Origin of the sequence: Streptomyces bobili (assembly GCF_002154575.1) — a bacterium.
Lineage (GTDB): Bacteria > Actinomycetota > Actinomycetes > Streptomycetales > Streptomycetaceae > Streptomyces > Streptomyces bobili.
On sequence record NZ_MUBA01000011.1, the window covers coordinates 12579 to 36214 of the forward strand.

General features: G+C 71.5%; 21 protein-coding genes and 1 riboswitch. Of the genes, 16 read left to right on the top strand and 5 right to left on the bottom strand.

All coding sequences use genetic code 11. The annotated features are described in order from the left end of the window. Positions 1 to 16: 16 nt before the first annotated feature. Positions 17 to 2395 (bottom strand): chitinase C-terminal domain-containing protein, encoded by a 2379-nt coding sequence (locus tag BZL64_RS00975; RefSeq protein ID WP_086764961.1) that lies wholly within the window; start codon positions 2393 to 2395, stop codon positions 17 to 19. Between the two features lie 215 nt (positions 2396 to 2610). After that, positions 2611 to 2741: riboswitch (FMN riboswitch) on the top strand. A 148-nt stretch (positions 2742 to 2889) separates the two neighbouring features. On the opposite strand from BZL64_RS00975, the gene BZL64_RS00980 reads away from it, so the two are divergent. The 9 genes from BZL64_RS00980 to BZL64_RS01020 all read left to right on the top strand — a co-directional run bounded on the left by BZL64_RS00980 (position 2890) and on the right by BZL64_RS01020 (position 10200). Continuing rightward, positions 2890 to 3495, top strand: a complete 606-nt coding sequence (locus BZL64_RS00980) for a riboflavin synthase (RefSeq protein ID WP_086764964.1) — start codon at positions 2890 to 2892, stop codon at positions 3493 to 3495. Continuing rightward, positions 3492 to 4133 (top strand): nicotinamide mononucleotide transporter family protein, encoded by a 642-nt coding sequence (locus BZL64_RS00985; protein WP_086764969.1) that lies wholly within the window; start codon positions 3492 to 3494, stop codon positions 4131 to 4133. Before BZL64_RS00980 ends, BZL64_RS00985 begins: the two co-directional genes overlap by 4 nt. Beyond that, the gene (locus BZL64_RS00990; RefSeq protein ID WP_086764972.1) at positions 4130 to 5419 is read left to right on the top strand and encodes a bifunctional 3,4-dihydroxy-2-butanone-4-phosphate synthase/GTP cyclohydrolase II; all 1290 of its coding nucleotides are present in this window, start codon (positions 4130 to 4132) and stop codon (positions 5417 to 5419) included. The genes BZL64_RS00985 and BZL64_RS00990 overlap by 4 nt, the downstream gene beginning before the upstream one ends. A 20-nt stretch (positions 5420 to 5439) precedes the next feature. Further along, positions 5440 to 5925 carry a 6,7-dimethyl-8-ribityllumazine synthase gene (gene ribH / locus BZL64_RS00995; RefSeq protein ID WP_086764975.1) on the top strand — a complete coding sequence of 162 codons (486 nt, stop codon included), beginning with the start codon at positions 5440 to 5442 and terminating at the stop codon, positions 5923 to 5925. A 33-nt stretch (positions 5926 to 5958) separates the two neighbouring features. Then, on the top strand, positions 5959 to 6231 hold the full coding sequence (locus BZL64_RS01000; protein ID WP_086764978.1) for a phosphoribosyl-ATP diphosphatase: 273 nt from the start codon (positions 5959 to 5961) through the stop codon (positions 6229 to 6231). A gap of 48 nt (positions 6232 to 6279) precedes the next feature. Beyond that, positions 6280 to 7128, top strand: coding sequence for an ATP phosphoribosyltransferase (hisG, locus tag BZL64_RS01005; RefSeq protein ID WP_086764981.1), 849 nt, complete (start codon positions 6280 to 6282; stop codon positions 7126 to 7128). A 13-nt stretch (positions 7129 to 7141) separates the two neighbouring features. Then, entirely contained in the window at positions 7142 to 7597 is a 456-nt protein-coding gene (locus BZL64_RS01010; protein ID WP_086764984.1) for a PH domain-containing protein, read from the top strand. 234 nt (positions 7598 to 7831) lie between these two features. Continuing rightward, entirely contained in the window at positions 7832 to 9157 is a 1326-nt protein-coding gene (locus BZL64_RS01015; RefSeq protein ID WP_086764988.1) for a hemolysin family protein, read from the top strand. Next, positions 9154 to 10200 (top strand): hemolysin family protein, encoded by a 1047-nt coding sequence (locus tag BZL64_RS01020; RefSeq protein WP_086764991.1) that lies wholly within the window; start codon positions 9154 to 9156, stop codon positions 10198 to 10200. The genes BZL64_RS01015 and BZL64_RS01020 overlap by 4 nt, the downstream gene beginning before the upstream one ends. Before the next feature lie 58 nt (positions 10201 to 10258). Here the strand turns inward: BZL64_RS01020 and BZL64_RS01025 are convergent, their stop codons facing one another. Both BZL64_RS01025 and BZL64_RS01030 read right to left on the bottom strand, forming a co-directional pair. Then, entirely contained in the window at positions 10259 to 12118 is a 1860-nt protein-coding gene (locus BZL64_RS01025) for an AAA family ATPase (RefSeq protein WP_086764994.1), read from the bottom strand. A 491-nt stretch (positions 12119 to 12609) separates the two neighbouring features. Next, positions 12610 to 13227 (bottom strand): uridine kinase family protein, encoded by a 618-nt coding sequence (locus BZL64_RS01030; protein ID WP_244205130.1) that lies wholly within the window; start codon positions 13225 to 13227, stop codon positions 12610 to 12612. Between the two features lie 305 nt (positions 13228 to 13532). Here BZL64_RS01030 and BZL64_RS01035 point away from each other — a divergent pair, with 305 nt between their 5' ends. From BZL64_RS01035 to BZL64_RS01040, 3 genes are all read left to right on the top strand, one after another. Beyond that, positions 13533 to 14966, top strand: coding sequence for a peptidase C39 family protein (locus BZL64_RS01035; protein ID WP_086765000.1), 1434 nt, complete (start codon positions 13533 to 13535; stop codon positions 14964 to 14966). A gap of 147 nt (positions 14967 to 15113) precedes the next feature. Beyond that, positions 15114 to 15260 (top strand): SCO1431 family membrane protein, encoded by a 147-nt coding sequence (locus BZL64_RS38890; protein WP_107430177.1) that lies wholly within the window; start codon positions 15114 to 15116, stop codon positions 15258 to 15260. Positions 15261 to 15368: 108 nt separating this feature from the next. Beyond that, positions 15369 to 16028, top strand: coding sequence for a TetR/AcrR family transcriptional regulator (locus BZL64_RS01040; protein WP_086765004.1), 660 nt, complete (start codon positions 15369 to 15371; stop codon positions 16026 to 16028). A gap of 57 nt (positions 16029 to 16085) precedes the next feature. Here BZL64_RS01040 and BZL64_RS01045 read toward each other — a convergent pair whose 3' ends face one another. Further along, positions 16086 to 17345 carry a glycoside hydrolase family 18 protein gene (locus BZL64_RS01045; RefSeq protein ID WP_086765007.1) on the bottom strand — a complete coding sequence of 420 codons (1260 nt, stop codon included), beginning with the start codon at positions 17343 to 17345 and terminating at the stop codon, positions 16086 to 16088. Between the two features lie 202 nt (positions 17346 to 17547). Here BZL64_RS01045 and BZL64_RS01050 point away from each other — a divergent pair, with 202 nt between their 5' ends. Next, a complete protein-coding gene (locus BZL64_RS01050; RefSeq protein ID WP_086765010.1) occupies positions 17548 to 18720 on the top strand; it encodes an acyl-CoA dehydrogenase family protein in 1173 nt (390 codons plus the stop codon). Between the two features lie 464 nt (positions 18721 to 19184). On the opposite strand, the gene BZL64_RS01060 is transcribed toward BZL64_RS01050, so the two are convergent. Next, a complete protein-coding gene (locus BZL64_RS01060; RefSeq protein WP_086765013.1) occupies positions 19185 to 19661 on the bottom strand; it encodes a hypothetical protein in 477 nt (158 codons plus the stop codon). A gap of 239 nt (positions 19662 to 19900) precedes the next feature. On the opposite strand from BZL64_RS01060, the gene BZL64_RS01065 reads away from it, so the two are divergent. The 3 genes from BZL64_RS01065 (at position 19901) to BZL64_RS01075 (ending at position 23460) form a co-directional block, all read left to right on the top strand. Next, positions 19901 to 20341, top strand: coding sequence for an Lrp/AsnC family transcriptional regulator (locus BZL64_RS01065; RefSeq protein ID WP_086765016.1), 441 nt, complete (start codon positions 19901 to 19903; stop codon positions 20339 to 20341). Between the two features lie 89 nt (positions 20342 to 20430). After that, the gene (locus BZL64_RS01070; protein WP_086765019.1) at positions 20431 to 22044 is read left to right on the top strand and encodes an amidohydrolase; all 1614 of its coding nucleotides are present in this window, start codon (positions 20431 to 20433) and stop codon (positions 22042 to 22044) included. Between the two features lie 567 nt (positions 22045 to 22611). Continuing rightward, on the top strand, positions 22612 to 23460 hold the full coding sequence (locus BZL64_RS01075; RefSeq protein ID WP_086765022.1) for a polyprenol monophosphomannose synthase: 849 nt from the start codon (positions 22612 to 22614) through the stop codon (positions 23458 to 23460). Positions 23461 to 23636 lie beyond the last annotated feature (176 nt).

Consider the following 23636-nt stretch of genomic DNA (forward strand, 5'->3'; position numbering starts at 1 on the left):
CTTACGGGGTCAGAGGTCAGCAGGCGCCGAGGTCCTGCCACACTCCCCATTCACCGGTGGTGCCGGGCTCCTCGCCCTTCGTCCACCACTTGGCACGCCAGCCGTGCCCCCGGTGGGACACCTTGCTCTCGCCGACGTACTCCGTCGTCGCCGTCCAGGCCGGGGCGGCGCACTGCCCGGTCCCGCCGGAGCCGGAGGGCGACGGGGAGACACTCCCCGACGGGCTAGGGCTCGGGCTGGCGCTGGTACTCGGGCTGGGGCTGGGGCTCGCTCCCGGCTCCACCACCGTCGTGCCCCGCGTCAGATCCCCGGCCAGCGCGTACGTCCGCCCCTCGAAGGTCACCGTCCAGTTCGAGGGCGTCGACACGGGCAGGTAGTACACGAGGTCCACCTCCGCCGACGCCCCCGGCGCCAGCGTCTGCCAGGCCGGCAGCTTCAGCGAGACCCGGTGGTAACTGCCCTTGAGGCCGCCGACGTTGCTCCCCGTGTGATCGCTGCTGAGCACCGAAGTCCCCCAGCCCGACTGGTCCTTGGCGTTGCCGGGCGCCGAGGTGCCGTAGTCGAAGCGGAACTCCGTGCCGCCGGGAAGGGTAGTGGACGTGTTGTTGGTGATCTTCAGCTTGGGGCTGATCGGGTAGTTGGAGTCGCCGAGCGGGAACTGCCCGAACTCCACGTCGATCTTCAGCGCCTGGGCAGGCAGTTCCACCGTCGAGCGCTTGGCGCCGTACGGCGAGGCGGACCTGAACTTCTCGTACATGGCGGAGGTCAGCGTCGACCCCGGCTCGTACTGCCCCTTGGCCGCGTTCCAGCCGTAGTCGCCGGCCAGCTCCCACACCATCGTGCCGCCGATGCCCTGGTCGACCACGTAGTCGGCCTTGGCGGCGACGGACTGCTCGTCCTCGGTGGACAGGAACACCTTCTTCTCGGCGTTCCACAGCCAGGGCGCGACCAGCGTGGCGTCGTACTTGCGGGCGTAGGTGCCGGTCAGGCGGGTGTCGGCCGGGAAGCCGTACCGGGTGACGTAGTCGCCGACGACGCCCTTCTCCAGGTTCTTGGCGTGCCACATCGGGTTGGAGCCCGCGGGCGCCTCCCGGCCCGCGGTGTCGAGGTCGTGCCAGAGGTTGTCGATGCCGACGGCGCCGTCCCCGCACCTGGTGAGCCCGGAGCCGGCCGGACAGGTGGTCGTGGCCGCTCTGCCCCACAGCCCGTCGGTCCCGCCGGTCACGTTCTTGAATCCCCGTGTGTAGTACGGGAGTCCGATGTTGATCCGGCCGGCCGGCATCGACCCGCGGAAGTAGTGGTAGGCCCAGTCGGTGTTGAGATAGCCGATCCCGCCGTACTGGGACGTCGAATACACGCCCGCCGCGGCGAGTTCGGCGTCCTTGCCGTCGTCGAAGAGGGAGGCGTTCGGACCGACGTACTCGTTCCAGGCGCCGTGCAGGTCGTACGACATGATGTTGACGTAGTCCAGGTATTTCTGGACCTGGAAGGTCTCCATGCCGCGCAGCAGATATCCGGACGAGGGGGCGGCCACCGACAGCAGGTAGTGCCTGCCGTCCGCCGATCCCGCGCGGTCGAGCTTCTCGCGCAGGCTCTTCATCAGGGCCGCGTAGCCCTTGACCAGGCCGGAGCGGCGGGCGTTGGAGAGGGACCAGTCGAGCGGATTGCCCGCGTCCTTCATGGTCGTCGGGTATTCGTAGTCGATGTCGACGCCGTTGAAGCCGTACTTCCTGATGAAGTCGACGGCGGAATTCGCGAAGGTGTCGATGCCGGCCTGGTTGACGGAGCCGTCCGCGTTCGTGGCCATCGAGTAGAAGCCGCCGGAGTTCACCCGGGTGCCGTCGGCGGCGAAATAGCCTCCGGTCTCCGCCCAGCCGCCCACGGAGATCAGGGTCTTGACGTCCGGGTGCTGCTTCTTGAATTTGTTGAGCAGGTTGAAATGACCCTGGTAGGGGAGTGCCGGGTCCATTTCGGCGCCGGCCACTCCCGGCCAGGTCATCCCGGTCGCCGCGTTGGCCGCCCCGTCCGCGCCGACGGAGAGCTTGTTGGCGCCGTCGACGTGTGCGAAGGCGTAGTTGAGGTGGGTGACCTTGTCCCAGGGGATGTCCGGGGCCAGGTAGGCGGGTGTGCCGTCCTTGCCGGTGCGCCAGCCGGTGAAGTAGCCGATCACCCGGCGCTGGTGGTCGGCGCCCATCTTCTCCCGGCCGGCCGTGTCATAGACCGAGCAGTAGGGGACGTCCACGCCCGGCGTCGCGTACAGCCCGTCGGGGCGGCAGGAGCCCTGGTCGGCCGCGTTCGAGACGGTGGCCGGGAGTCCGGCGAGCAGCAGGCCCGCGACGGCAGCCGCGGCGGCGAGCAGCGCGGGTCTCGCCCGGTGTCGTGAGGGGGACAGCACAGTCGGTTCCTCTCCACGGAAGTTGCGCAGACCCTAGAGAGGACTAGACCAGTGAGTCAATAGGTATGGACCAATTTGAAGGGGCGTGCCGGGGCGGAGAGTTGGGGCCCCGACGGGCCGTCCGAGATGTCCATGCGCACCCCCTGTGAGCCACCCCACAGACTTCGCCCGCATGGACCGGTACCGGGCGTGGCACACTGGCCCTGTACCTACAGCAGCGCACTCCGGGGTCGGTGAAAGTCCGAACCGGCGGTTACAGTCCGCGACCCGGTCGCTTCCAGCGACCGGTTGACCAGGTGAAATTCCTGGACCGACGGTTAAAGTCCGGATGGGAGGCAGTGCGCGGCGGGCAGGCATTCGTGCGTGCCGCCGAATATGTACTCGTCCGCGGACGAGTCTGTCCGGCGTCGCCCCCGGTGTCCTCGCCCGTTTCATTCTGTCGTCTTCGACAGGCCCCGGAGTCCGTGCCCGAATGAGGCAGGAGGACCCGGGAAGTGTTCACCGGAATCGTCGAAGAACTGGGTGAGGTCACCGCCGTCGAGAATCTCGGCGACGCCTCCCGTTTCCGGCTGCGCGGCCCCGTCGTCACCGACGGCGCCAAGCACGGCGACTCCATCGCCGTGAACGGGGTCTGTCTCACCGTCGTCGAGCACGAGGGTGACGAGTTCACCGCCGACGTCATGGCGGAGACCCTGAAGCGTTCCAGCCTCGGCGCCCTCACCGTCGGCTCCCGCGTCAACCTCGAACGGCCCACGGCCGTCGGCGCGCGCCTCGGCGGCCACATCGTGCAGGGCCACGTCGACGGCACCGGACAGGTGCTGGAGCGCACGCCCTCCGAACACTGGGAGATCGTCAAGGTCGCGCTCCCCGCCGACCTCGCCCGGTACGTCGTCGAGAAGGGCTCCATCACCGTCGACGGCATCAGCCTCACCGTCGTCGAAGCAGGCCAGGACCACTTCACCGTCAGCCTCATCCCCACCACCCTCGACCTGACCACCCTCGGCCTGAAGCAGCCCGGCGACCCGGTCAACCTCGAGGTCGACATCGTCGCCAAGTACGTGGAGCGGCTGATGGCCGCCAACGGGGGAGCGGCGAAGTGAACTCGCTGAACTCCGAGGCCTTCGTCCTCTTCGACCAGCACATCCTCTGGTCGGACATGGTCGGCAACATCCTCGGCCTGGCCGGCCTCGCGCTCGGCTGGCGCAGGTCCATCTGGAGCTGGCCCGTCCAGTTCCTCTCCGGCCTCATCCTCTTCGGCGCCTTCTTCGGCCACCTGACCGGCAGCGCCGGCAAACAGGCCGTCGTCATGACCGTCGCCCTCTACGGCTGGTGGCAGTGGAACCGCGACCGCAGCGGATCCGCCGACGGCCACATCACCCCGCGCTTCGCCACCTGGCGTGAGCGCGCCGCCATGGCCGGCGCCGCCGCCGCGGGCACCGTCGCCGTGGCCCTCCTCTTCAAGGCCTACCCGACCCTGTCCTGGGACCCCTGGCCCGACGCCTACATCTTCGTCGGCACCATCGTCGCCATGTACGCCCAGGCCAGGGGCATGGTCGAGTTCTGGTTCGCCTGGCTCCTCGTCGACCTCGTCGGCGTCCCCCTGAACTTCGCCAACGGCTACGCCTTCTCCGGCTTCGTCTACGTCATCTACGGCGCGCTCGTCCTGTGGGGCATGCGCGACTGGTGGCTGCGCTCCCGCACGGGTTCGCGGCCCGCTCTGGAAGGAGCGCCCGCATGAGCACGGCACCCATCCTCTACACCACGGACGGCGTCGAGGACTTCGCGCTCGACCCGATCGAGCAGGCCATCGCCGACATCGCCGCAGGCCGCCCCGTCGTGGTCGTCGACGACGAGGACCGCGAGAACGAGGGCGACCTCGTCATCGCCGCCGAGAAGGCCACCCCCGAGATCGTCGCCTTCATGATGAGCGAGTGCCGCGGCCTGATCTGCGCCCCCATGGAGGGCGACGAACTCGACCGGCTCGAACTCCCGCAGATGGTCGCGGACAACACCGAGTCGATGAAGACCGCGTTCACCGTCTCCGTCGACGCCTCCGCCGCGCACGGCGTGACCACCGGCATCTCCGCCGCCGACCGCGCCACCACCCTGCGGCTCCTGGCCGACGGCACCGCCGAGCCCACCGACCTCGTCCGCCCCGGCCACGTCTTCCCGCTGCGCGCCAGGCCCGGCGGCGTCCTCGTCCGCAACGGCCACACCGAGGCCGCGGTCGACCTCGCCCGGCTCGCGGGCCTGCGCCCGGCCGGCGCGATCGTCGAGATCGCCGGCGAGGACGGCCGCATGCTGCGCCTGCCCGAGCTGATCCCGTTCGCCCGCAAGCACGGCCTGACGATCATCTCCATCGAGGACCTGATCGCCTACCGCCGCACGGCCGAGCCGACCGTCCGCCGCGAGGCCGAGACCCGCCTGCCCACCGTCCACGGCACCTTCACCGCCTATGGCTACCGCTCCACCGTCGACGGCGTCGAGCATGTCGCGCTCGTGCACGGCGAGATCGGCGACGGCAAGGACGTCCTGGTCCGCGTCCACTCCGAGTGCCTCACCGGGGACGTCTTCGGCTCCGCGCGCTGCGACTGCGGCCCCCAGCTCGACACCGCCCTGGAGCGCATCCAGACCGAGGGCCGGGGCGTCGTCGTCTACCTGCGCGGACACGAGGGCCGCGGCATCGGCCTGCTGTCCAAGCTGCGGGCGTACGAACTCCAGGAGCGCGGCCGCGACACCCTCGACGCCAACCTGGAACTCGGTCTGCCCGCCGACGCCCGGGACTACGCGGCCGGCGCCCAGATCCTCGACGACCTGGGCGTGCGCAGCGTACGGCTGATGACGAACAACCCCGAGAAGACCGACGCGCTCACCCGGCACGGCATCGAGGTCGCCGCCCGCGAACCGATGCCCGTCCAGGCGGGCGAGCACAACATCCGCTACCTGCGCACCAAGCGGGACCGGATGGGACACGACCTGCCCTGGCTGGACACGGCCCCCGTGTCCCCCTGCGGCAACCAGTAAGCACGGCACGAAGGAGAGACGTGAGCGGCAAGGGTGCACCGGAACTGTCCGTACGCAATGTGGGTGACCTCAGGGTCGCCGTCATCGCGGCACAGTGGCACGAGAAGGTGATGGACGGACTGGTCGACGGCGCCCTGCGCGCCCTGCACGACCTGGGCATCGACGAGCCGACCCTGCTCCGGGTCCCCGGCAGCTGGGAACTGCCGGTCGTCGCCAAGGTCCTCGCGGGCCGCGGCTACGACGCGATCGTCGCCCTCGGCGTCGTCATCCGCGGCGGCACCCCGCACTTCGAGTACGTGTGCCAGGGCGTCACCCAGGGCCTGACCCAGGTCTCCGTCGACACCGGCGTCCCCATCGGCATGGGCGTCCTCACCTGCGACACCGAGGAGCAGGCCCTGGACCGGGCCGGCATCGAAGGCTCCAACGAGGACAAGGGACACGAGGCGGTGACCGCCGCGGTCGCCACCGCGGCCACCCTCCGCTCAGTATCTGAACCCTGGCGATAGGCAGCCGGGCACAACGGCTAGGGTGGGTCCACCATGTCCAAGAAGACGTTCGAGGAGCTGTTCACCGAGCTCCAGCAGAAGGCCGCCACCGGCGACCCCACCACTTCCCGCACCGCAGAACTGGTCGGGAAGGGGGTCCATGCCATCGGCAAGAAGGTCGTCGAAGAGGCCGCCGAGGTCTGGATGGCCGCCGAGTACGAGGGCAAGGACGCGGCAGCCGAGGAGATCTCGCAGCTGCTGTACCACGTCCAGGTGATGATGGTCGCCCGCGGCATCTCGCTGGACGACGTCTACGCCCACCTCTGAGCCCAGCCCGCCCCCTCCGAACACCACCACGCGAAGGAAGCCGACCTCATGCTGCGCATCGCCCTCCCCAACAAGGGTTCCCTGTCCGGACCTGCGGGGGAGATGCTGCATGAGGCCGGCTACCAGCAGCGCCGCGAATCCAAGGAACTGCGGATCGTCGACCCGGAGAACGAGGTCGAGTTCTTCTACCTCCGCCCCCGCGACATCGCGATCTACGTCTCCTCCGGCCGCCTCGACATCGGCATCACCGGCCGCGACCTGCTCATCGACTCGGGAGCCGACGCCGAGGAGATCCTCCCGCTCGGCTTCGCCCGCTCCACCTTCCGCTTCGCCACCAAGCCGGGCACGGCCGCCGGCGTCGAGGACCTCAAGGGCATGACGGTCGCCACCTCCTACGAGGGCATCGTCGCCGGGCACCTCGCCGAGCACGGCATCGACGCCTCCGTCGTCCACCTGGACGGCGCCGTCGAGACGGCCATCGAGCTGGGCGTCGCCGAGGTCATCGCCGACGTCGTCGAGACCGGCACCTCCCTGCGCAACGCGGGCCTCGAGGTGATCGGCGAGCCGATCATGAAGTCCGAGGCCGTCGTCATCCGCCGGACCGGCGCCGACGGCGAGGACCCCAAGGTGCGGCAGTTCCTGCGCCGCCTCCAGGGCGTCCTGGTCGCCCGGACGTACGTGATGATGGACTACGACTGCCGCGTCGAGCAGCTCGAGAAGGCCGTCGCGCTGACCCCCGGCCTGGAGTCGCCGACCGTCTCCCCGCTGCACAACGAGGGCTGGGTCGCCGTCCGTGCCATGGTCCCCGCCAAGGAGGCCCAGCGGATCATGGACGACCTGTACGACATCGGCGCCCGCGCCATCCTCACCACGGCCATCCACGCCTGCCGACTCTGAGAACCCCGGAAAGATGTCCGACCAGCCCACGCTCCCCGTCACCTTCCGGCCTAGCCGCACCCGCGCGGTGCTGCTCTCGGCCGGAGTGGCGCTCTTCGCCGTCATCTCCACCGTCGCCCTGCTGCTGGAGCAGCTCGGCCCGGGGGAGCGGCTGAGCTTCGTCTTCACCGGCGCCCTCTGCTTCTGGGTGCCGGCCCAGCTGGCCCGGGTCAAGGTCGTCGCCGACGACTCGGGCGTCACCGTGGTGAACATCGCGAGCAGGCGGCGCCTGGAATGGGCCGAGATCCTCAAGGTGAACCTCCGGTCGGGCGACCCCTGGGTCTTCCTCGACCTCAGCGACGGCACCAGCCTGCCCGCGCTCGGCATCCAGCCCGGCATCGACAAACAGCAGGCCATCGCCCATGCGCGTGCCCTGCGGAGCCTCGTGGAGGCCAGGTCCGTGCACCGCTCCGAGAAGGATCAGGGCTGACCCGGACCACCAGCCGAGCACTATCAGGGCTGACTCGGGGGCGTCCAACCTGCCGCTGGACGCTCTGTCTTGATTAATCTGGTGACGGAGACGTTCCCCTTCGCGCCTCCACCCCCGTCGTGCCCTGCCGGGCGCACGGGGGGTCCTGCTACCCGAGGAGTGACCCTCTCCGGCGATGGACGGTTCGTCCTGTAGTACCTGCGCCGCCCCCTCCCCCGTGGAGGCGGCGGCACCATGACCATCCCCCTGCTGCTCCTGGCAGCCGCGTTCCTGCTCATCCTCGCCAACGGCTTCTTCGTGGCCGCCGAGTTCGGCCTCGTCACCGTCGAGCGACAGGAAGCCGAGAAGGCCGCCGCCGAAGGCGACCGACGAGCCCGTACGGTCGTCGAGTCGCTGAAGGAACTGTCCTTCCAGCTCTCCGGCACCCAGCTCGGCATCACCATCACCTCCCTCGTCGTCGGCATGCTCGCCGAACCGGCGCTCGCCGAGCTGCTCGGCGGTCCCCTCACCGCGGTCCGTGTCCCCGAGGGCGCCGTCTCCGGTGTGGCCGTCGTCATCGGCATGCTGCTGGCCTCCGCCGTGCAGATGGTGGTCGGCGAACTCGTACCGAAGAACTGGGCGGTATCCAAGCCCCTCCAGGTCGCGCGGTTCGTCGCCGGCCCGCAGCACGCGTTCGCCCGCCTGTTCCGGCCGGTCATCGCCGGTCTCAACGCCGTCGCCAACCGGCTCGTGCGCGCGCTGGGCGTCGAGCCCACCGAGGAGCTGGCCTCCGCCCGCACCCCCGGTGAACTCGTCTCCCTGGCCCGGCACTCCGCCCGCGCCGGCACGCTCGAACAGGACACGGCCGACCTGTTCGTGCGGACCCTGTCGCTGGCCGAGCTGACCGCGCAGCACGTGATGACGCCGCGCGTGAAGGTCAGCGCCCTCCAGGCATCGGCCACCGCCGAGGACGTGGTCAACCTGACCCGCGCCACCGGCCTGTCCCGTTTCCCCGTCTACCGCGAGAAGATCGACGAGATCGTCGGCATGGTCCACCTCAAGGACGCCCTAGCCGTCCCCGTCCGCGACCGGCTGCGCACCCCGCTCGGCCGCATCGCCCGCCCGGCCCTGCTGGTCCCCGAGACCCTGCCCGTGCGGCCCCTGCTGGCCCGGCTGCGCAGCGAGCAGCCCATCGCCGTCGTCGTCGACGAGTACGGCGGCACCGCCGGTGTGGTGACGCTGGAGGACATCGTCGAGGAGATCGTCGGCGAGGTCCGCGACGAGCACGACGGCCTGGACATCCCCGAACTGGCCGCCGTCCCGCCCGAGGACGGCAGGCCCGCCTGGGACGTCGACGGCAGCTGCCGGGTCGACACGCTCCGGCGCATAGGCCTCGACGCGCCCGAGGGACCGTACGAGACGGTCGCTGGGCTCGTCGCCGATCTGCTCGGCCGGATCCCGGCCGTCGGTGACCGGGCCGAGCTGCCCGGCTGGCGGCTGTCGGTCCGCCGGGTGGGCCACTACCGGGCCGAGCGGGTCCGGATCGTCCGCACCGCAGTGGTCGTGGAGGTCACCCGATGAGCGTGCTCCAACTCGCCTTCGCCGGCCTGCTCGTGCTGGCGAACGGCTTCTTCGTCGGCGCCGAGTTCGCCCTCGTGTCCGTGCGCCGCAGCCAGATCGAACCGCTCGGCACCACGCGCTCCCGCCAGGTCCTGCACGGCCTGGAACACCTGCCCCAGATGATGGCCGCCGCCCAGTTCGGGATCACCATGTGCTCCCTGACCCTGGGAGCGGTCGCCGAACCGACGGTGGCGCACCTGCTGGAGCCCGTCTTCGAGTGGATCCACCTGCCGCACGGCATGATCCACCCCCTGGGCTACGTCATCGCCCTGGCGGCCGTCGTCTTCTTCCACCTCGTCATCGGCGAGATGGTCCCGAAGAACCTGGCCATGGCGGCGCCGGAGAAGGCCGCGCTGTGGCTCAGCCCCGGCCTGGTCGCCTTCGCCCGTCTCTGCCGGCCGATCACCGTCGCCCTCGGCGCCTGCGCCCAGGGCATCCTGCGGCTCTTCAGCGTCGAGCCCAGGGACGAGGTCGAGGCCGTCTTCACCAGCGAGCAGCTCAACCGCCTGGTCGAGGACTCCGGCCAGGCCGGACTCCTCGACCCCGAGGAGCAGGAGCGGCTGGAGGACGCGCTGGAGCTGGGCTCCCGCCCGGTCACGGACGTCCTGCTCAGGCGTGAGTCACTGGTGACGGTCCTGCCGTCGGTCACTCCGGGGCAGATCGTCGCCCTCACCGCCCGCACCGGCTACTCCCGCTTCCCCGTCGCCGCGGAGAACGGCGCCTTCATGGGCTACCTCCATGTGAAGGACGTCCTCGACCTGGAGGAGTCCGAGCGGGCGGTGCCGCAGCAGGTGTGGCGTCCGATGACGACACTGCGTTCCGAACTGCCGCTGGACGACACGCTCACGGTGATGCGGCGGGCGGCGACCCACCTGGCGCAGGTAGCCGACGCCTCGGGCAAGGTGCTCGGCCTCGTCGCGCTGGAGGACGTCCTGGAACTGCTGGTCGGCGAGGTGACGGACCCCGCGCACCGGGACTATCCCGAGGTGGTGATGGCGACCTAGACCGTCCGGTCGCCGGGGCGGGTGGGCCGAACGGGTCCGCCCGCTGCCGTCCCTCCGATCAGGCCGGGTCCTGCGGGCCCCGTCCCGACAGCACCTCGCCGTACGCCTGCATCAGATCCGGCAGCCGCAGTGTCGACAAGTCGTCCCGTGTCAGCGTCCCCGGGTACGTCGACAGCCGCAGGTCCCGGTAGGCGCAGCTCTTCTCGTACAGGGTGCGCAGGAAGCGCCCGTTGCCCAGCTCGTCGATCCAGCCCTGGTCCACGACATGCCCGGCGATCGACCGCAGCTCGTCCAGCGCCTCCTCGTCCCACGCGTCCCCGTTGTCCGCCGCGAGCACCTCACCGATCGACGTGAGTTCGAGCGGACGGTACGACGGGAAGTCGACGCGGGTCGTGAAGCGGGAGGAGAGTCCGGGGTTCGCCGTGAGGAGGCGGTCCATGCCCTCGGGATAGCCGGCCAGGATCACCACCAGGTGGTCCCGGTTGTCCTCGGCCCGCTTCAGCAGCACCTGCAGCGCCTCGTCGCCGTACGCGTCGCCCTTGCCGTAGCCGGAATTGGACAGGGAGTAGGCCTCGTCGACGAACAGGACGCCGCCCAGCGCGGAGTCGATCAGCTCGTTGGCCTTCACGGCCGTCTGGCCCAGGTACTCGCCGACCAGGTCCGCCCGCTGGGCCTCCACGAGGTGATCGCCGCCGAGGAGACCGAGGGCGTAGAAGACGCGGCCGAGGATGCGGGCCACCGTGGTCTTTCCGGTGCCGGACGGGCCGGAGAACACGAAATGCCGTTTCGGCGGCTGGACCGGGAGGCCCTGCCCGGCCCGCAACCGGGCCATGTTGAGCTGCGCCGACAGAGCCTTGACCTGCCGTTTCACCGGCTCCAGGCCCACCATGCGCTCCAGCTCGGAGAGCGCCTCCTCCAGTAACACCGGGTCGGTGGGCCCGGCCGGCAGGACGGAGGGTACGACGGTCTTCTCACGGACGGCCGGGTCGGGCACGGTCGGGACGGGACCGACGGACGGCAGGTCGGAGGGCTCGGTGAGTCTGAGGTCCCGGCCCTCGGTGCCGAACAGCGGGTCCAGGAGGTCCGGCCCGTCCCCGACGTCCTGCCCGATGCCGCTCAGTGTGATGGCCGCGAGGTCGGCCGTGTCGTCGTAGCCGTCCCCCTCGGCGATCGCGGCGAGCCGGGCCGAGGTGTCCATGAAGGCGGGATCGACGCGGTGCACGGCCCGGTACAGGGGGAGCGCGGCGGCGGAACGGCCGGTGCCCTCGTGCGCGCGGGCCAGCCAGTACCGCAGCTCCTTGCGCTGCGGCTGTTCGCTGCGGCAGCGCATCAGCGCCGTCGCGAGGAGCGGCTCGGCCTGCCCGTACATCTCCAGCCGGACCCGGGCCATACCGCCGAACAGACCGGCCTCGATGCCGAGGAGGGGGTCGTCGAGCAGCGGGTCGGTGTGCCGGACGAGCTGTTCCCAGTCCTTGACCAGATAGGCGCGGCAGGCATGCAGGAAGCGGACCTGGTGGTCGGTGTCGACGGGCGGAAGACCGGCGAGCGCCCGGTCCAGCTCGGGCACGTGCCGGCCGTCCAGCCAGTGCGAGGCGTGCGCGAGCAGCAGATCGCGGGGGCTCTCCAGCACGGGCTGGACCCACCAGCCCAGCCAGTACCAGGAGTTGAGCGTGCGGCGGTGCCGGGTGCGCTGGTCGCCGAAGCGGTCGCGGTGCCGGAACATCCTGAGCAGCGCCGTCGTCGTGTCGACGCGCAGCGCGTGCAGCCCGAGCCAGCCGTCGGCCATGCCGGGATCGATCCGCACCGCGTTGCGGAACTCCTCCTCCGCCTGCGGATACGCGCCCATGGTGTAGGCGTCCACGCCTCGTAGCCAGGCGAGGTCGGCCGGGGCCTCGGGGCCCTGCGTGCCGAAGTCCATCACGTCCCCCACAAACCGTGCCCCCGTCGGTATGCCGCCGGGCCGGAGCCCCTCGGCTGCCATGGTCGAACCGCTGTGCTGCGGACCGGAGTTGCCAGGTGCGCGCAGCAGTCGTCCGTAGGTCGCACCGAGGGCATCGTACCTGCGGGGGAGCACCCCGCCGAAGGGTGCGGCACAGCTCGTTCGACGAGGTGGAAGCAGAGGGGGCGCACCGCCGAGTGGTGACCCTGAGTGAGCTGATGTCGCCACGGCGCGTCCGCAAACCGGCGCGAAAGGGGGTGCTCGGGCAGAACGAAGCCCCCGATCACGGGGGAACAACCGGGGGCTTCGCGACTGCGGGGCGGCTTCTGATGCCGCACATTGAGAACGTAAGACCTGTACGGGCCCTCGGTCAAGCCGAGTTGAAGCACTTGGCCAAGTTCAAACGCAAGGCCCTTCACAATTTCACCACATGAGGGCGATCGCTCACCCTCCGTGACGCTGCGGCGCGCTCACGGCGTCCCCTCAGGCCCCGGCAACACCTCGTACCCCTCGGGCAACTGCCGCACCACACGGTGCGCGTACGGCCGCGACGGGTCCTCGGCGAAATGTCGTTCCTCCGCCTCGACCCATCCGTCCCAGAACTCCCGCTGTTCCGCCCCGTCCCGTGCCCGGCCGCGTGCCCAGGCCTCCTCGCGGGGCAACTCCATCCACAGCAGCTGCGCCAGATACGGCCGCAGGGCACGGCGGCCGGCGCCGACGCCCTCGATCACCATCACGGGGGCCGGAGGGAGCGGGCGCGGCGGGCCGAAACGACGGGTGCGCCAGTCGTAGGCGGCGTACTGCGCCGCCCCGCCGTGGCCGAGCGGTTCGATCACCTGGGTCAGCAGCCGCCCGGTCCAGGCGAACAGCTCGTCGTGGGTCGCCAGGTCGTCCAGGTGCAGCACCGGCGCCCCGCCGAGCGCCTCGGCCAGCCGCTCCGCGAACGTGGACTTGCCCGACCCGGCGTGCCCGTCGACGCCTATCAGGCGGACCGGGCCGCAGGACGGCGGCAGACGGCGGAGCCGGGCGGCGAGCTGGCGGATGGCGGTTCCTGGCGGTGGTCGCGGCGGTGAGGGCTTGGCGGTGATGTCGGTGTTCGCGGTGGTGGGGTGGGTCGCAAGTCTAATGGCGCGGGGACGCCCTCCCGCAGGTCACGCCAGTGGACGAGACCAATATTGCCGGGCGTGGCACGGGCGGAAGTGCTGGCAGGTCCGCCCGCCGCCCGCCATAGTTGGCGCACACCGCACACCGCACACCGCACACCGCACACCGCACACCGCACACCGCACACCGCACAGCCCTGCGCACCCGAACCGCACGGCGCACCGAACCGAACCGCACCGCACCGCACACCGGACCGCTCCGACTCGGACACCTTGGGGGTCTTCCGCTCATGAGCAGAGCCGAACAGCCGTCGTCCAGCAGAGCCGACCAGCTCTGCGACCGAACCGATCAGCCGTCCCGCAGGACACTCCTGGCCGCCGCGGTCGTCGCCGCCGTCGCGGGTGGCGCGGGTGGCGCGGCCCCCGCGGTGGCCGAGGCCGCCGGTCCGGCCGAGTCCGCGGGCCCGGACGGGGCGCCCGGCGCGGCCCCGGCCCGCCCCGTGGACCACCACGCCTGGACGACGTACACCGACTGGCGCGCCGGCACCGCCACGGGCACCAGGGCCGTCGCCGGCGCCAGGCCCGGCCTGGTCCTCGCGACCCCGGCCGGGACCTCGGACTACACCGACCCGCACACCGGCACCACCGCCGCGTGGGAGTACGCGACCTGGACGTCCCCCGTCCACCGCCTCGCGGTCCCCGCCACCGAGGCGATCGCCTCCTGGAACGCGAGCACCCCGGCCGGCACCTGGCTCCAGATCGAACTGAAGGCCGCCTACTCCGACGGCACGAGCACCCCCTGGTACGTGATGGGCCGGTGGGCGGCCGGAGACCAGGACATCAAGCGGACCTCCGTCGACGACCAGACCGACGGCCGGAGCACCGTGTGGACGGACACCCTCGCGGTCGACGACGCCGCGACCGGCCTGCGCCTCACGTCGTACCGGCTGCGCCTGACCCTGTACCGCAGGCCCGGCACGAAGCTCACTCCCACCGTGTGGCGGGTGGGCGCGATGGGCTCGGACGTGCCGGACCGTTTCACCGTGCCGGCCTCGGTGCCCGGCCTCGCGCAGGAACTGGTCGTCCCGCGCTACTCGCAGGAGATCCACGCCGGCCAGTACCCCGAGTACGACAACGGCGGCGAGGCATGGTGCAGCCCCACCTCCTCGCAGATGATCATCGAGTACTGGGGAGGCCGCCTCACGCCCGCGCAGCTGTCCTGGGTGGACTCCGCGTACGCCGACCCGCAGGTGTGCCACGCCGCCCGGTACACGTTCGACCACCAGTACAAGGGCTGCGGCAACTGGCCGTTCAACGCCGCGTACGCCGCCACCTTCAAGGACCTCCAGGGCGTGGTGACCCGGCTCACCTCGCTGACCGACGTGGAGACGCTCATCGCGGCCGGCATCCCGGCCATCACCTCGCAGTCCTTCCTCAAGGAGGAGCTGACGGGCGCGGGATACGGCACCTCCGGGCACCTGATGACCGTGATCGGCTTCACCGCGGAGGGTGACGTGATCGCCAACGACCCGGCCTCGCCGAGCGATCAGGCGGTGCGGCGCGTCTACCGGCGGCGGGAGTTCGAGAACATCTGGCTGCGGACCAAGCGCTACAACGCGAGCGGCAAGGTCGCGTCCGGCACCGGGGGCGTCTGCTACCTCTACTTCCCGGCCCGTCCGAGCCCGCTCCAGTGCAGGGCGCTCGAGGCGGTCGGCGTGCGCTGACCTCCCTTCGGTGAACGGCCCCCGGTGAGACCGGGGGCCGTCGGCGTGTGAGGAAGCTCTCGGCCGCAAATGCCCCGCACGGTGGCAAGGTGGACGGATCGGCGGAAGCCCGCCGTCCACCGCGCACCCGACCGTCAGCGAGACATCATGACCGCCCACGCCGCCGCAGTCACCGCCGCCCGCACCCGTACCGGCGGGCCCAAGGACGACGGTCCGAAGATCCTCGAACACGTCATGGGATGGACGCTGGTCGTCGTCGTGGCGATGCTCGTGACCCAGCTCGGCCTGGTCTGACACCGGGGCGGGAGGGCCGTCGGCGGCCCGTGACCCGCTGTGACTTCACCCACGTTCGACCTGACATACTGACGTCGTCCCGCCGGCCGTTGGAGACCAGGGTCGACATTGAATATCAGTCAGCAGCGTGACGCGTCCCGTCCCCGGGCGCGCGGCACCGAGCGGTCACTGGCGCGTCGCGCCGAACTCATCGCCATCGGGCGCCGGTTGTTCGCCGACACGTCCTACGACGCGCTCTCCATGGACGACATCGCCCGGCAGGCACACGTCGCCAAGGGGCTGATCTACTACTACTTCCAGTCCAAGCGCGGCTATTACCTGGCGATCATCCAGGACTCCGTCGCCGACCTGGTCTCCTTCGCGGCGAGCGGCATCGAACTGCCCCAGGTGGACCGGGTGCACCGCACGATCGACGGCTATCTGCGCTTCGCCGAGCACCACCAGTCCGCCTACCGCACCATCGTCAGCGGCGGCGTCGGCTTCGACATCGAGGTGCACGCCATCCGGGACGGGGTCCGCGAGGCGATCGTGGCCACCATCGCCGAAGGGGCGTACGGCCGCAGCGACATCCCGGCGCTGCCCCGGATGAGCCTGCTGTCCTGGGTGTGCAGCGTGGAGGGCGCCACCCTCGACTGGATCGACCGCCCCGACCTCTCCCGCGAGACCATGCGCGCCCTCCTGGTGAAGACCCTGGGCGGTGCCCTGCGCGCGGTCGAGGAACTCGACCCCGCCTTCCCGGCCCCGAAGCCGGCCCGGCGCGACGCCTGAACCGCCCTCGGGGCGAAGGCTCGTGGTCCTCCGCCCCGAGTGCCCGCGCGGCACCGGCTAGTCGATGGCCTTGATCAGCTCACCGCCGGCCGTGTCGCCGCTCAGCTCCCAGAAGAAGGTCCCGCCGAGACCCTGCTGGTTCTTGTACGCCATCTTCCTCGCGACGGTCGCCGGGGTGTCGTAACTCCACCAGTCGTTCCCGCACTTGGCATAGGCCGTCCCGCCCACCGTGCCCGTCACCGGGCACTTGGTCCTGAGCACCTTGTAGTCCTCGATGCCCTGCTCGTACGTCCCGGCGGCCGGGCCGGTCGCGGTGCCGCCGGGTGCCGACCGGGTGACCCCGGTCCAGCCGCGCCCGTAGAAGCCGAGTCCCAGCAGCAGCTTCGAGGCGGGGATGCCGAGCCCCTTGAGCTTGGCGATGGTGGCCGAGGTGTGGGTGTCCGCCTTCGGGATGCCGGAGTAGGAGATCAGCGGCGAGTGCGGGGCCGTCGGCCCGGTGGCGTCCCAGGCGCCGAAGTAGTCGTAGGTCATCGGGTTGTACCAGTCGACGTACTGTGCCGCGCCCGCGTAGTCCGCGGCGTCGATCTTGCCGCCCGCGGTCGCGTCGGCGGTGATGGCCGCGGTGACGAGGTTCCCGGTGCCGAACCTCGCGCGCAGCGCCTGCATGAGGTTCTTGAAGGCCGCCCGGCCGCTGGTGTCACAGGTGGCCCCGCAGGTGTTCGGGTACTCCCAGTCGATGTCGATGCCGTCGAAGACGTCGGCCCACCGGGAGTTCTCGACCAGGTCGTAGCACGACCGGGCGAACGCGGCCGGGTTCCTGGCGGCCTCGCCGAAGCCGCCCGACCAGGTCCAACCGCCGAAGGACCAGAGGACCTTGAGGCCCGGGTGCTTCTTCTTCAGCTCGCGCAGCTGCTGGAAGTTGCCGCGCAGCGGCTGGTCCCAGGTGTCGGCGACCCCGTCCACGGACTCGGCGGCCGTGTGGGTGCGGTCGGTGGCCGCGTAGGCGTCGCCCATCGCGCACTTGCCGCCGGTGACGTTGCCGAAGGCGTAGTTGATGTGGGTGAGCTTCGCCGCCGAGCCGGACGTCTCGATGTTCTTGACGAGGTACTTGCGGTCGTAGGTGCCCCACTCGGTGAAGTAGCCGAGGACCTTGGAGCCGGCGGCCACCCGCGCGGACGCGGCGGCGGTCCTTGTCGCGGAGGCGTCGGTCGCCGTCGCGGTGCCCGCGCCGGCGAGCAGGCCGGCGCCGAGCACGGCCGTACAGGCGGCGGCGACGAGTGCCCGGAAGCGGGAGCGGCGGTGGGCGGAGTGCTGCATCGGGTGTCACCTCGTGGGGGAGAGGGGGACGCGCGCCGATTGGCATGAACGCGGTAACGCGGTGTCGAGAGGGTAGGAGGACTAGACCAGTTGGGTCAATGGTGTGGACCAATTCCGTCCGGTCGCGCCGTGCGGCCCGCGTCCCCCGCGGGCATACTCACAGCGCCGAGACGCCGACCGGCAGGCGTAGGAGAGGGGTGCCATGACCGACCGTGTCCCGCCCGCGGTGGAGCGCCTCCTGCCCACCGACGAGGCCCGCGACCTGCTCGCCCTCGTCCAGGACATCGCCCGCCGCGAGATCGCTCCGGCAGCCGCCGAGGAGGAGGCTGCCGGACGCTTCCCCCACGCACTGTTCACCCTCCTGTCGGAATCGGGCCTCCTCGGCCTTCCGTACCCTGCCGCGTACGGCGGCGGAGACCAGCCCTACGAGGTCTACCTCCAGGTCCTGGAGGAACTGGCCGCCGCCCGCCTCACCGTCGGACTCGGCGTCAGCGTGCACACCCTGGCCACCTACGCCCTCGCCACCCACGGCACCGCGGAGCAGCGGTCCGCCCGCCTGCCCGCCATGCTCGGCGGCGGCCTGCTCGGCGCGTACTGCCTCTCCGAGCCCACCTCCGGCTCGGACGCGGCCGCGCTGCGCACCCGGGCCGTCCGGGACGGCGACAGCTGGATCATCGACGGGACCAAGGCCTGGACCACCCACGGCGGCATCGCCGACTTCTACACCGTCATGGCCCGCACCGGCGGCGAGGGTGCCCGAGGGATCACCGCGTTCCTGGTCCCCGGCGACACCGAGGGGCTGAGCGCCGCGCCGCCGGAGAAGAAGATGGGCCTCAACGGCTCGCCGACCGCCCAGGTCCACTTCGACGGCGTGCGGATCCCGGACGCGCTGCGCATCGGCGACGAGGGCGAGGGGTTCGCCATCGCCCTCGCAGCGCTGGACTCCGGACGGCTCGGCATCGCCGCCTGCGCGGTCGGCGTCGCGCGGGCAGCCTTGGACGAGGCGGTCGCCTACGCCACCATGCGGCGGCAGTTCGGGCGGCCGATCGCCGACTTCCAGGGGCTGCGCTTCCTGCTCGCCGACATGGCGACCCGGGTCGAGTCGGGCCGGGCCCTGTACCTCGCGGCGGCACGGCTGCGGGACGCGGGCAGGCCGTTCGTCCGGCAGGCCGCCATGGCCAAACTGCACTGCACCGACGCGGCGATGCAGGTCACCACGGACGCCGTCCAGGTGCTCGGTGGCTACGGCTACACCGCCGACTTCCCCGTCGAGCGCTATCTGCGCGAGGCCAAGGTCCTGCAGATCGTCGAGGGCACCAACCAGATCCAGCGGATGGTCATCGCCCGTCATCTGCTGGGTCCGGAGACCCGCTGAACTGGCCGCGCCGCACCAGCGGGGCCACGAGCCGCAGCCACTCCGGGTCCCGCCGACCCGGCAGGGTACGGCCCCCGTCGGCCCAGACGCGCATCATGTCGCGGTAGATCGGCGGGTCCGGCGGTGGCGGCGGCGGAGCCAGCGGAACCGATTCTGCGGAGACGGGGACGAACAGTTGGCGGTGACGCCCGGATGCTTGGTAGGTGGGGGTCATACCAGGGCAACGCGTGCACGCGACCCCAGGTCACGGCCCACACCCCCGTGCGTGAGTTCGGGACATGCCCCCGTGCCCCCGGCTCCGCGTCCGGCACCGACGGGAGGCGTACTGACGCGGTCCGGCACTGACGGGACGTCAACCAGCCGCCGGCCGCGGCGACTCGGCCGGATCCGGACGCGCTGAACCCGCGCCACGGCCGGACTGCGGGCCATGGCGCGGGGCGGCTACGGGAGTCGGGCGCGGGTGCTCAGGCCGCGTGACGGCGCATCGCCGGCACGCGCATCGGGCGCGAGGCGGGTCCGCCGACGTGGGAGAAGGGCTGCGTGCGCCAGTCCAGCCCCTGAGGGAGCGTCAACAGCAGCGCGGTCTCCTGCTCCTGGGGCTCCACCGACTCGTCCGCGGGGCGGGCTTCGTCCGCCGTGCGGCCGGTGCCCGCGCAGACGGTGAGCCCGAACGGGTTCCACGGCGAAGCGCACAGCGCGTGCTCCGGCAGGATCTCCTCGTCCGCGAGCAGGGCGATCGGCTGCGCGCAGTCCGGGCAGATCACCCGGTACATCTCCAAGGTGTCGTACGCGTCGAACTCGTCGGCGTGGTCGCCGTTCTCGTCGTCGAAGCCGTCCGGGCCGTCGAAGCCGTCGGGATCGACGCCCTCCGGCACGGACTCGACGATGGTGGGCTGGAACCGCTTGGGCGCGGTACGACCAGGACGCTTAAGGCTCTGCATGGGTTCTCCCCCTCGGGCTGGGCCGTTCAGGCGCTGCGGCCTCGACCACAGCAAGCACTTCCCAGCCCGTCTCGGCGGTAATCACGGGAGCATCACGAAGACTTGGCGCAGACTGTGGCGTTCGTCACATGCCACTCGCAGATGCCGATCGGCTCGTACGGTCCGACACATCACGAACCGGTATGACCTGGGCTGTATACGTATACGAAGAGATCACGCGCCCTGTAAGTTCTTGCGCCATGGAGGAGCTGGACCGACAGATCGTGCAGCTGCTCGTCAAGGACGGGCGGATGAGTTACACCGACCTGGGCAAGGCCACGGGCCTGTCCACCTCGGCCGTGCACCAGCGGGTACGCCGGCTGGAACAGCGCGGCGTCATCCGGGGATACGCGGCCGTGGTCGACGCCGAGGCCGTCGGGCTGCCACTGACCGCCTTCATCTCGGTGAAACCGTTCGACCCCAGCGCGCCCGACGACATCGCCGACCGGCTCTCCGGCGTGCCCGAGATCGAGGCCTGTCACAGCGTGGCCGGCGACGAGAACTACATCCTCAAGGTCCGCGTGGGCACCCCTCACGCACTGGAGGAGCTGCTGGGGCGGCTGCGGGCCCTCGCGGGCGTCTCCACCCGCACCACGGTCGTGCTGTCCACCCCGTACGAGGCCCGCCCGCCCCGGATCTGAGGGCCGCCGCACCCGGCGGCCCCGCACGCTCGCCGGTTCCAGGGGTCCCCCGTGCCGGCCGGCCCCGGCGAGGCGCGAAACTGGTGTCCATGAGTGAGCGCACGCCCGACCCGAAGACCGTCCTGCTCCGCCGAGGAGAGGTCCACAGCCCCGCCGACCCGTTCGCGACCGCGATGGTCGTCGAGCGCGGCCAGGTCGCCTGGGTCGGCTCCGAGGGCGCGGCCGACGCCTTCGCGGACGGTGTCGACGAGGTGGTCGACCTGGACGGCGCCCTCGTCACCCCGGCGTTCACCGACGCCCACGTCCATACGACGTCCACGGGCCTCGCCCTGACCGGACTCGACCTGTCGACCGCGCCCGACCTGGAGGCGGCTCTCGCCCGGGTGCGGGAGTTCGCCGCCGCCCGACCGCGGGACAAGGTCCTGCTGGGCCACGGCTGGGACGCCTCGCGCTGGCCCGGCGGCCGCCCCCCGACCGTTGCGGAACTGGACGAGGCCACCGGCGGACGGCCCCTCTACCTGTCCCGGATCGACGTCCACTCGGCGGTCGTCAGCACCGCCCTGCTCGACCTGACGCCCGGCCTCGGTGCGGCGGACGGGCCGCTCGGCGCCCCGCTCACCGCCGGCGCCCACCACGCCGTCCGCGCCGCCGCGTTCGCAGCCGTGACGCCGGCCCAGCGCGCCGAGGCCCAGCGGGCCGCCCTCGCGCACGCCGCCTCGCTCGGCATCGGCACGGTCCACGAGTGCGCCGGCCCCGAGATCTCCTCCGAGGACGACTTCACCGCCCTGCTGCGGCTGGCCGCCGGGGAAGTCGGCCCGCGGGTCGTCGGCTACTGGGCGGAGCAGGACGTCGACAAGGCCCGCGAACTGGGCGCCCTCGGCGCCGCCGGGGACCTCTTCGTCGACGGAGCCCTCGGCTCGCACACCGCCTGCCTGCACGACCCGTACACGGACGCCGCCCACACCGGGACCGCCTACCTGGACGCCGCCGCCGTCGCCGCGCACGTCACGGCCTGCACCGAGGCCGGCCTCCAGGCGGGCTTCCACGCCATCGGGGACGCCGCCGTCACAGCCGTCGTCGAGGGAGTGCGCGCGGCGGCGGACAAGGTCGGCCTGACCCGCGTCCGCGCCGCCCGGCACCGCGTCGAGCACGCCGAGATGCTCACCCCCGAGACGATCGCCGCCTTCGCCGAACTGGGCCTCACCGCCTCCGTCCAGCCCGCCTTCGACGCCCTGTGGGGCGGCGAGGACGGCATGTACGCCCAGCGGCTGGGCGCCGAGCGGGCCCGCACCCTGAACCCCTTCGCGGCCCTGCTGCGCTCCGGTGTCCCGCTCGCCTTCGGCTCCGACAGCCCGGTCACCCCCCTCGACCCGTGGGGCACGGTCCGCGCCGCCGCCTTCCACCGCACCCCCGAGCACCGGATCTCCGTACGCGCCGCCTTCACCGCCCACACGCGCGGTGGCTGGCGGGCGGTCGGCCGAGACGACGCGGGCGTCCTGGTGCCGGGCGCCCCCGCCGACTACGCCGTCTGGCGGACCGGCGCGCTCGTCGTGCAGGCCCCGGACGACCGGGTCGCCCGCTGGTCCACCGACCCCCGCTCCGGCACCCCCGGCCTGCCCGACCTGACGCCCGGCACGGAGTTGCCGGTGTGCCTGCGCACGGTGGTCGCCGGACGGTCGGTGTTCGTACGGCCGGGCGAGTGATCCGCCGCTGCGCGGCACCGAAGATCACCCGTCCGCGCGGCGTCCCGCGAGAGCCGCCGACCGCCCGCTGACCAGCGCGTTACCCGAAGAGTCGCAGGTCGAACGGCTGTTGACAGCCGACCGCGGGGGGCCGGTAGGTTCAGCCGGGTCCACCACCGGACGCCCCACCGGGGAACGTCCGCGCACTCGCCGGTGCGCCGCTGGGTCAGGGACGGTGTGCCGCACCGGCGCACCGCCACTGGGAGCCAGGCTCAGCGCCGTAGCAGGGCGAGGGAACGTTCCGGCCGGTCGGTGCGGTGTGACCCGGGTGGGGCCCGGACGCTCAGTAGACAACGGCTTCAGGTCGACCCGCAGCCGGCGGGTCCCAGGTCGGCCCGAAGGGCGCCGGGCCCCCATCCGCAGGACCGCGGGGCACTTCCCCAGGCAGTACGCTCGGGCATACAAGCCCAAAAGCGCATTCTTACCCCGCTCTTGTGGAAACGACACCACCATACGAACGGCCTGTCACGTCACCGCAGGCGGCGGCCACTATGGTGGTCCCCTGCGTACGGACACGAAGGGGCAGCAGTGAACGACGGCGACGCGAACCGCGCGGCACAGGACCGGGGGAGGAAGTTCGGTCCGCTCGGCACGGCGTTGGTGATCATTCCGACCTTCAACGAGGCGGAGAACATCAAGAGCATCGTCGGCCGGGTGCGGAAGGCTGTCCCGGAGGCGCACGTCCTCGTGGCCGACGACAACAGCCCCGACGGCACCGGCAAACTCGCCGACGAACTGGCCGCCACGGACGACCACGTCCAGGTGCTGCACCGCAAGGGCAAGGAGGGCCTCGGCGCCGCCTACCTCGCGGGCTTCCACTGGGGCATGGAGCACGGCTACGGCGTCCTGGTCGAGATGGACGCCGACGGCTCCCACCAGCCCGAGGAGCTGCCCCGCCTGCTCACCGCGCTGAAGGGCGCCGACCTCGTGCTGGGCTCCCGCTGGGTACCGGGCGGCAGGGTCGTGAACTGGCCCCGGTCCCGCGAGATGATCTCCCGTGGCGGCAGCCTCTACTCGCGGCTGGCGCTGGACCTCCCGCTGCGCGACATCACCGGCGGCTACCGCGCCTTCCGGCGCGAGACCCTCGAAGGCCTCGGCCTCGACGAGGTCGCCTCCCAGGGCTACTGCTTCCAGGTCGACCTCGCCCGCCGGGCGGTCAAGGCCGGCTACCACGTCGTCGAGGTCCCCATCACCTTCGTCGAGCGGGAGCTGGGCGACTCCAAGATGAGCCGCGACATCCTCGTGGAGGCCCTGTGGCGGGTCACCGCCTGGGGCGTGGGGGAGCGCGTCGGCAAGATCGCGGGCCGGACCGGCACGCAGGAGAAGCCGCAGTCCTCGCCTTCCCCGTCCACCCCCTCTCCGCAGCAGCCCTCTTAGTCCTGTCGGCCGGCGGGATCGCACAGGAACCGCTGATCGGCCCCTTATGCCGCTCTGAGCCGGGGCCAGGCACACTGGGTGCATGACGACTGGCGCTCAGACCCCCGCCCACCCCGACACCCGGCCCCGGCGCTCCCGTCTGCGGACGTTCCTGCCGCTGGGGCTCGCCGCGTGGC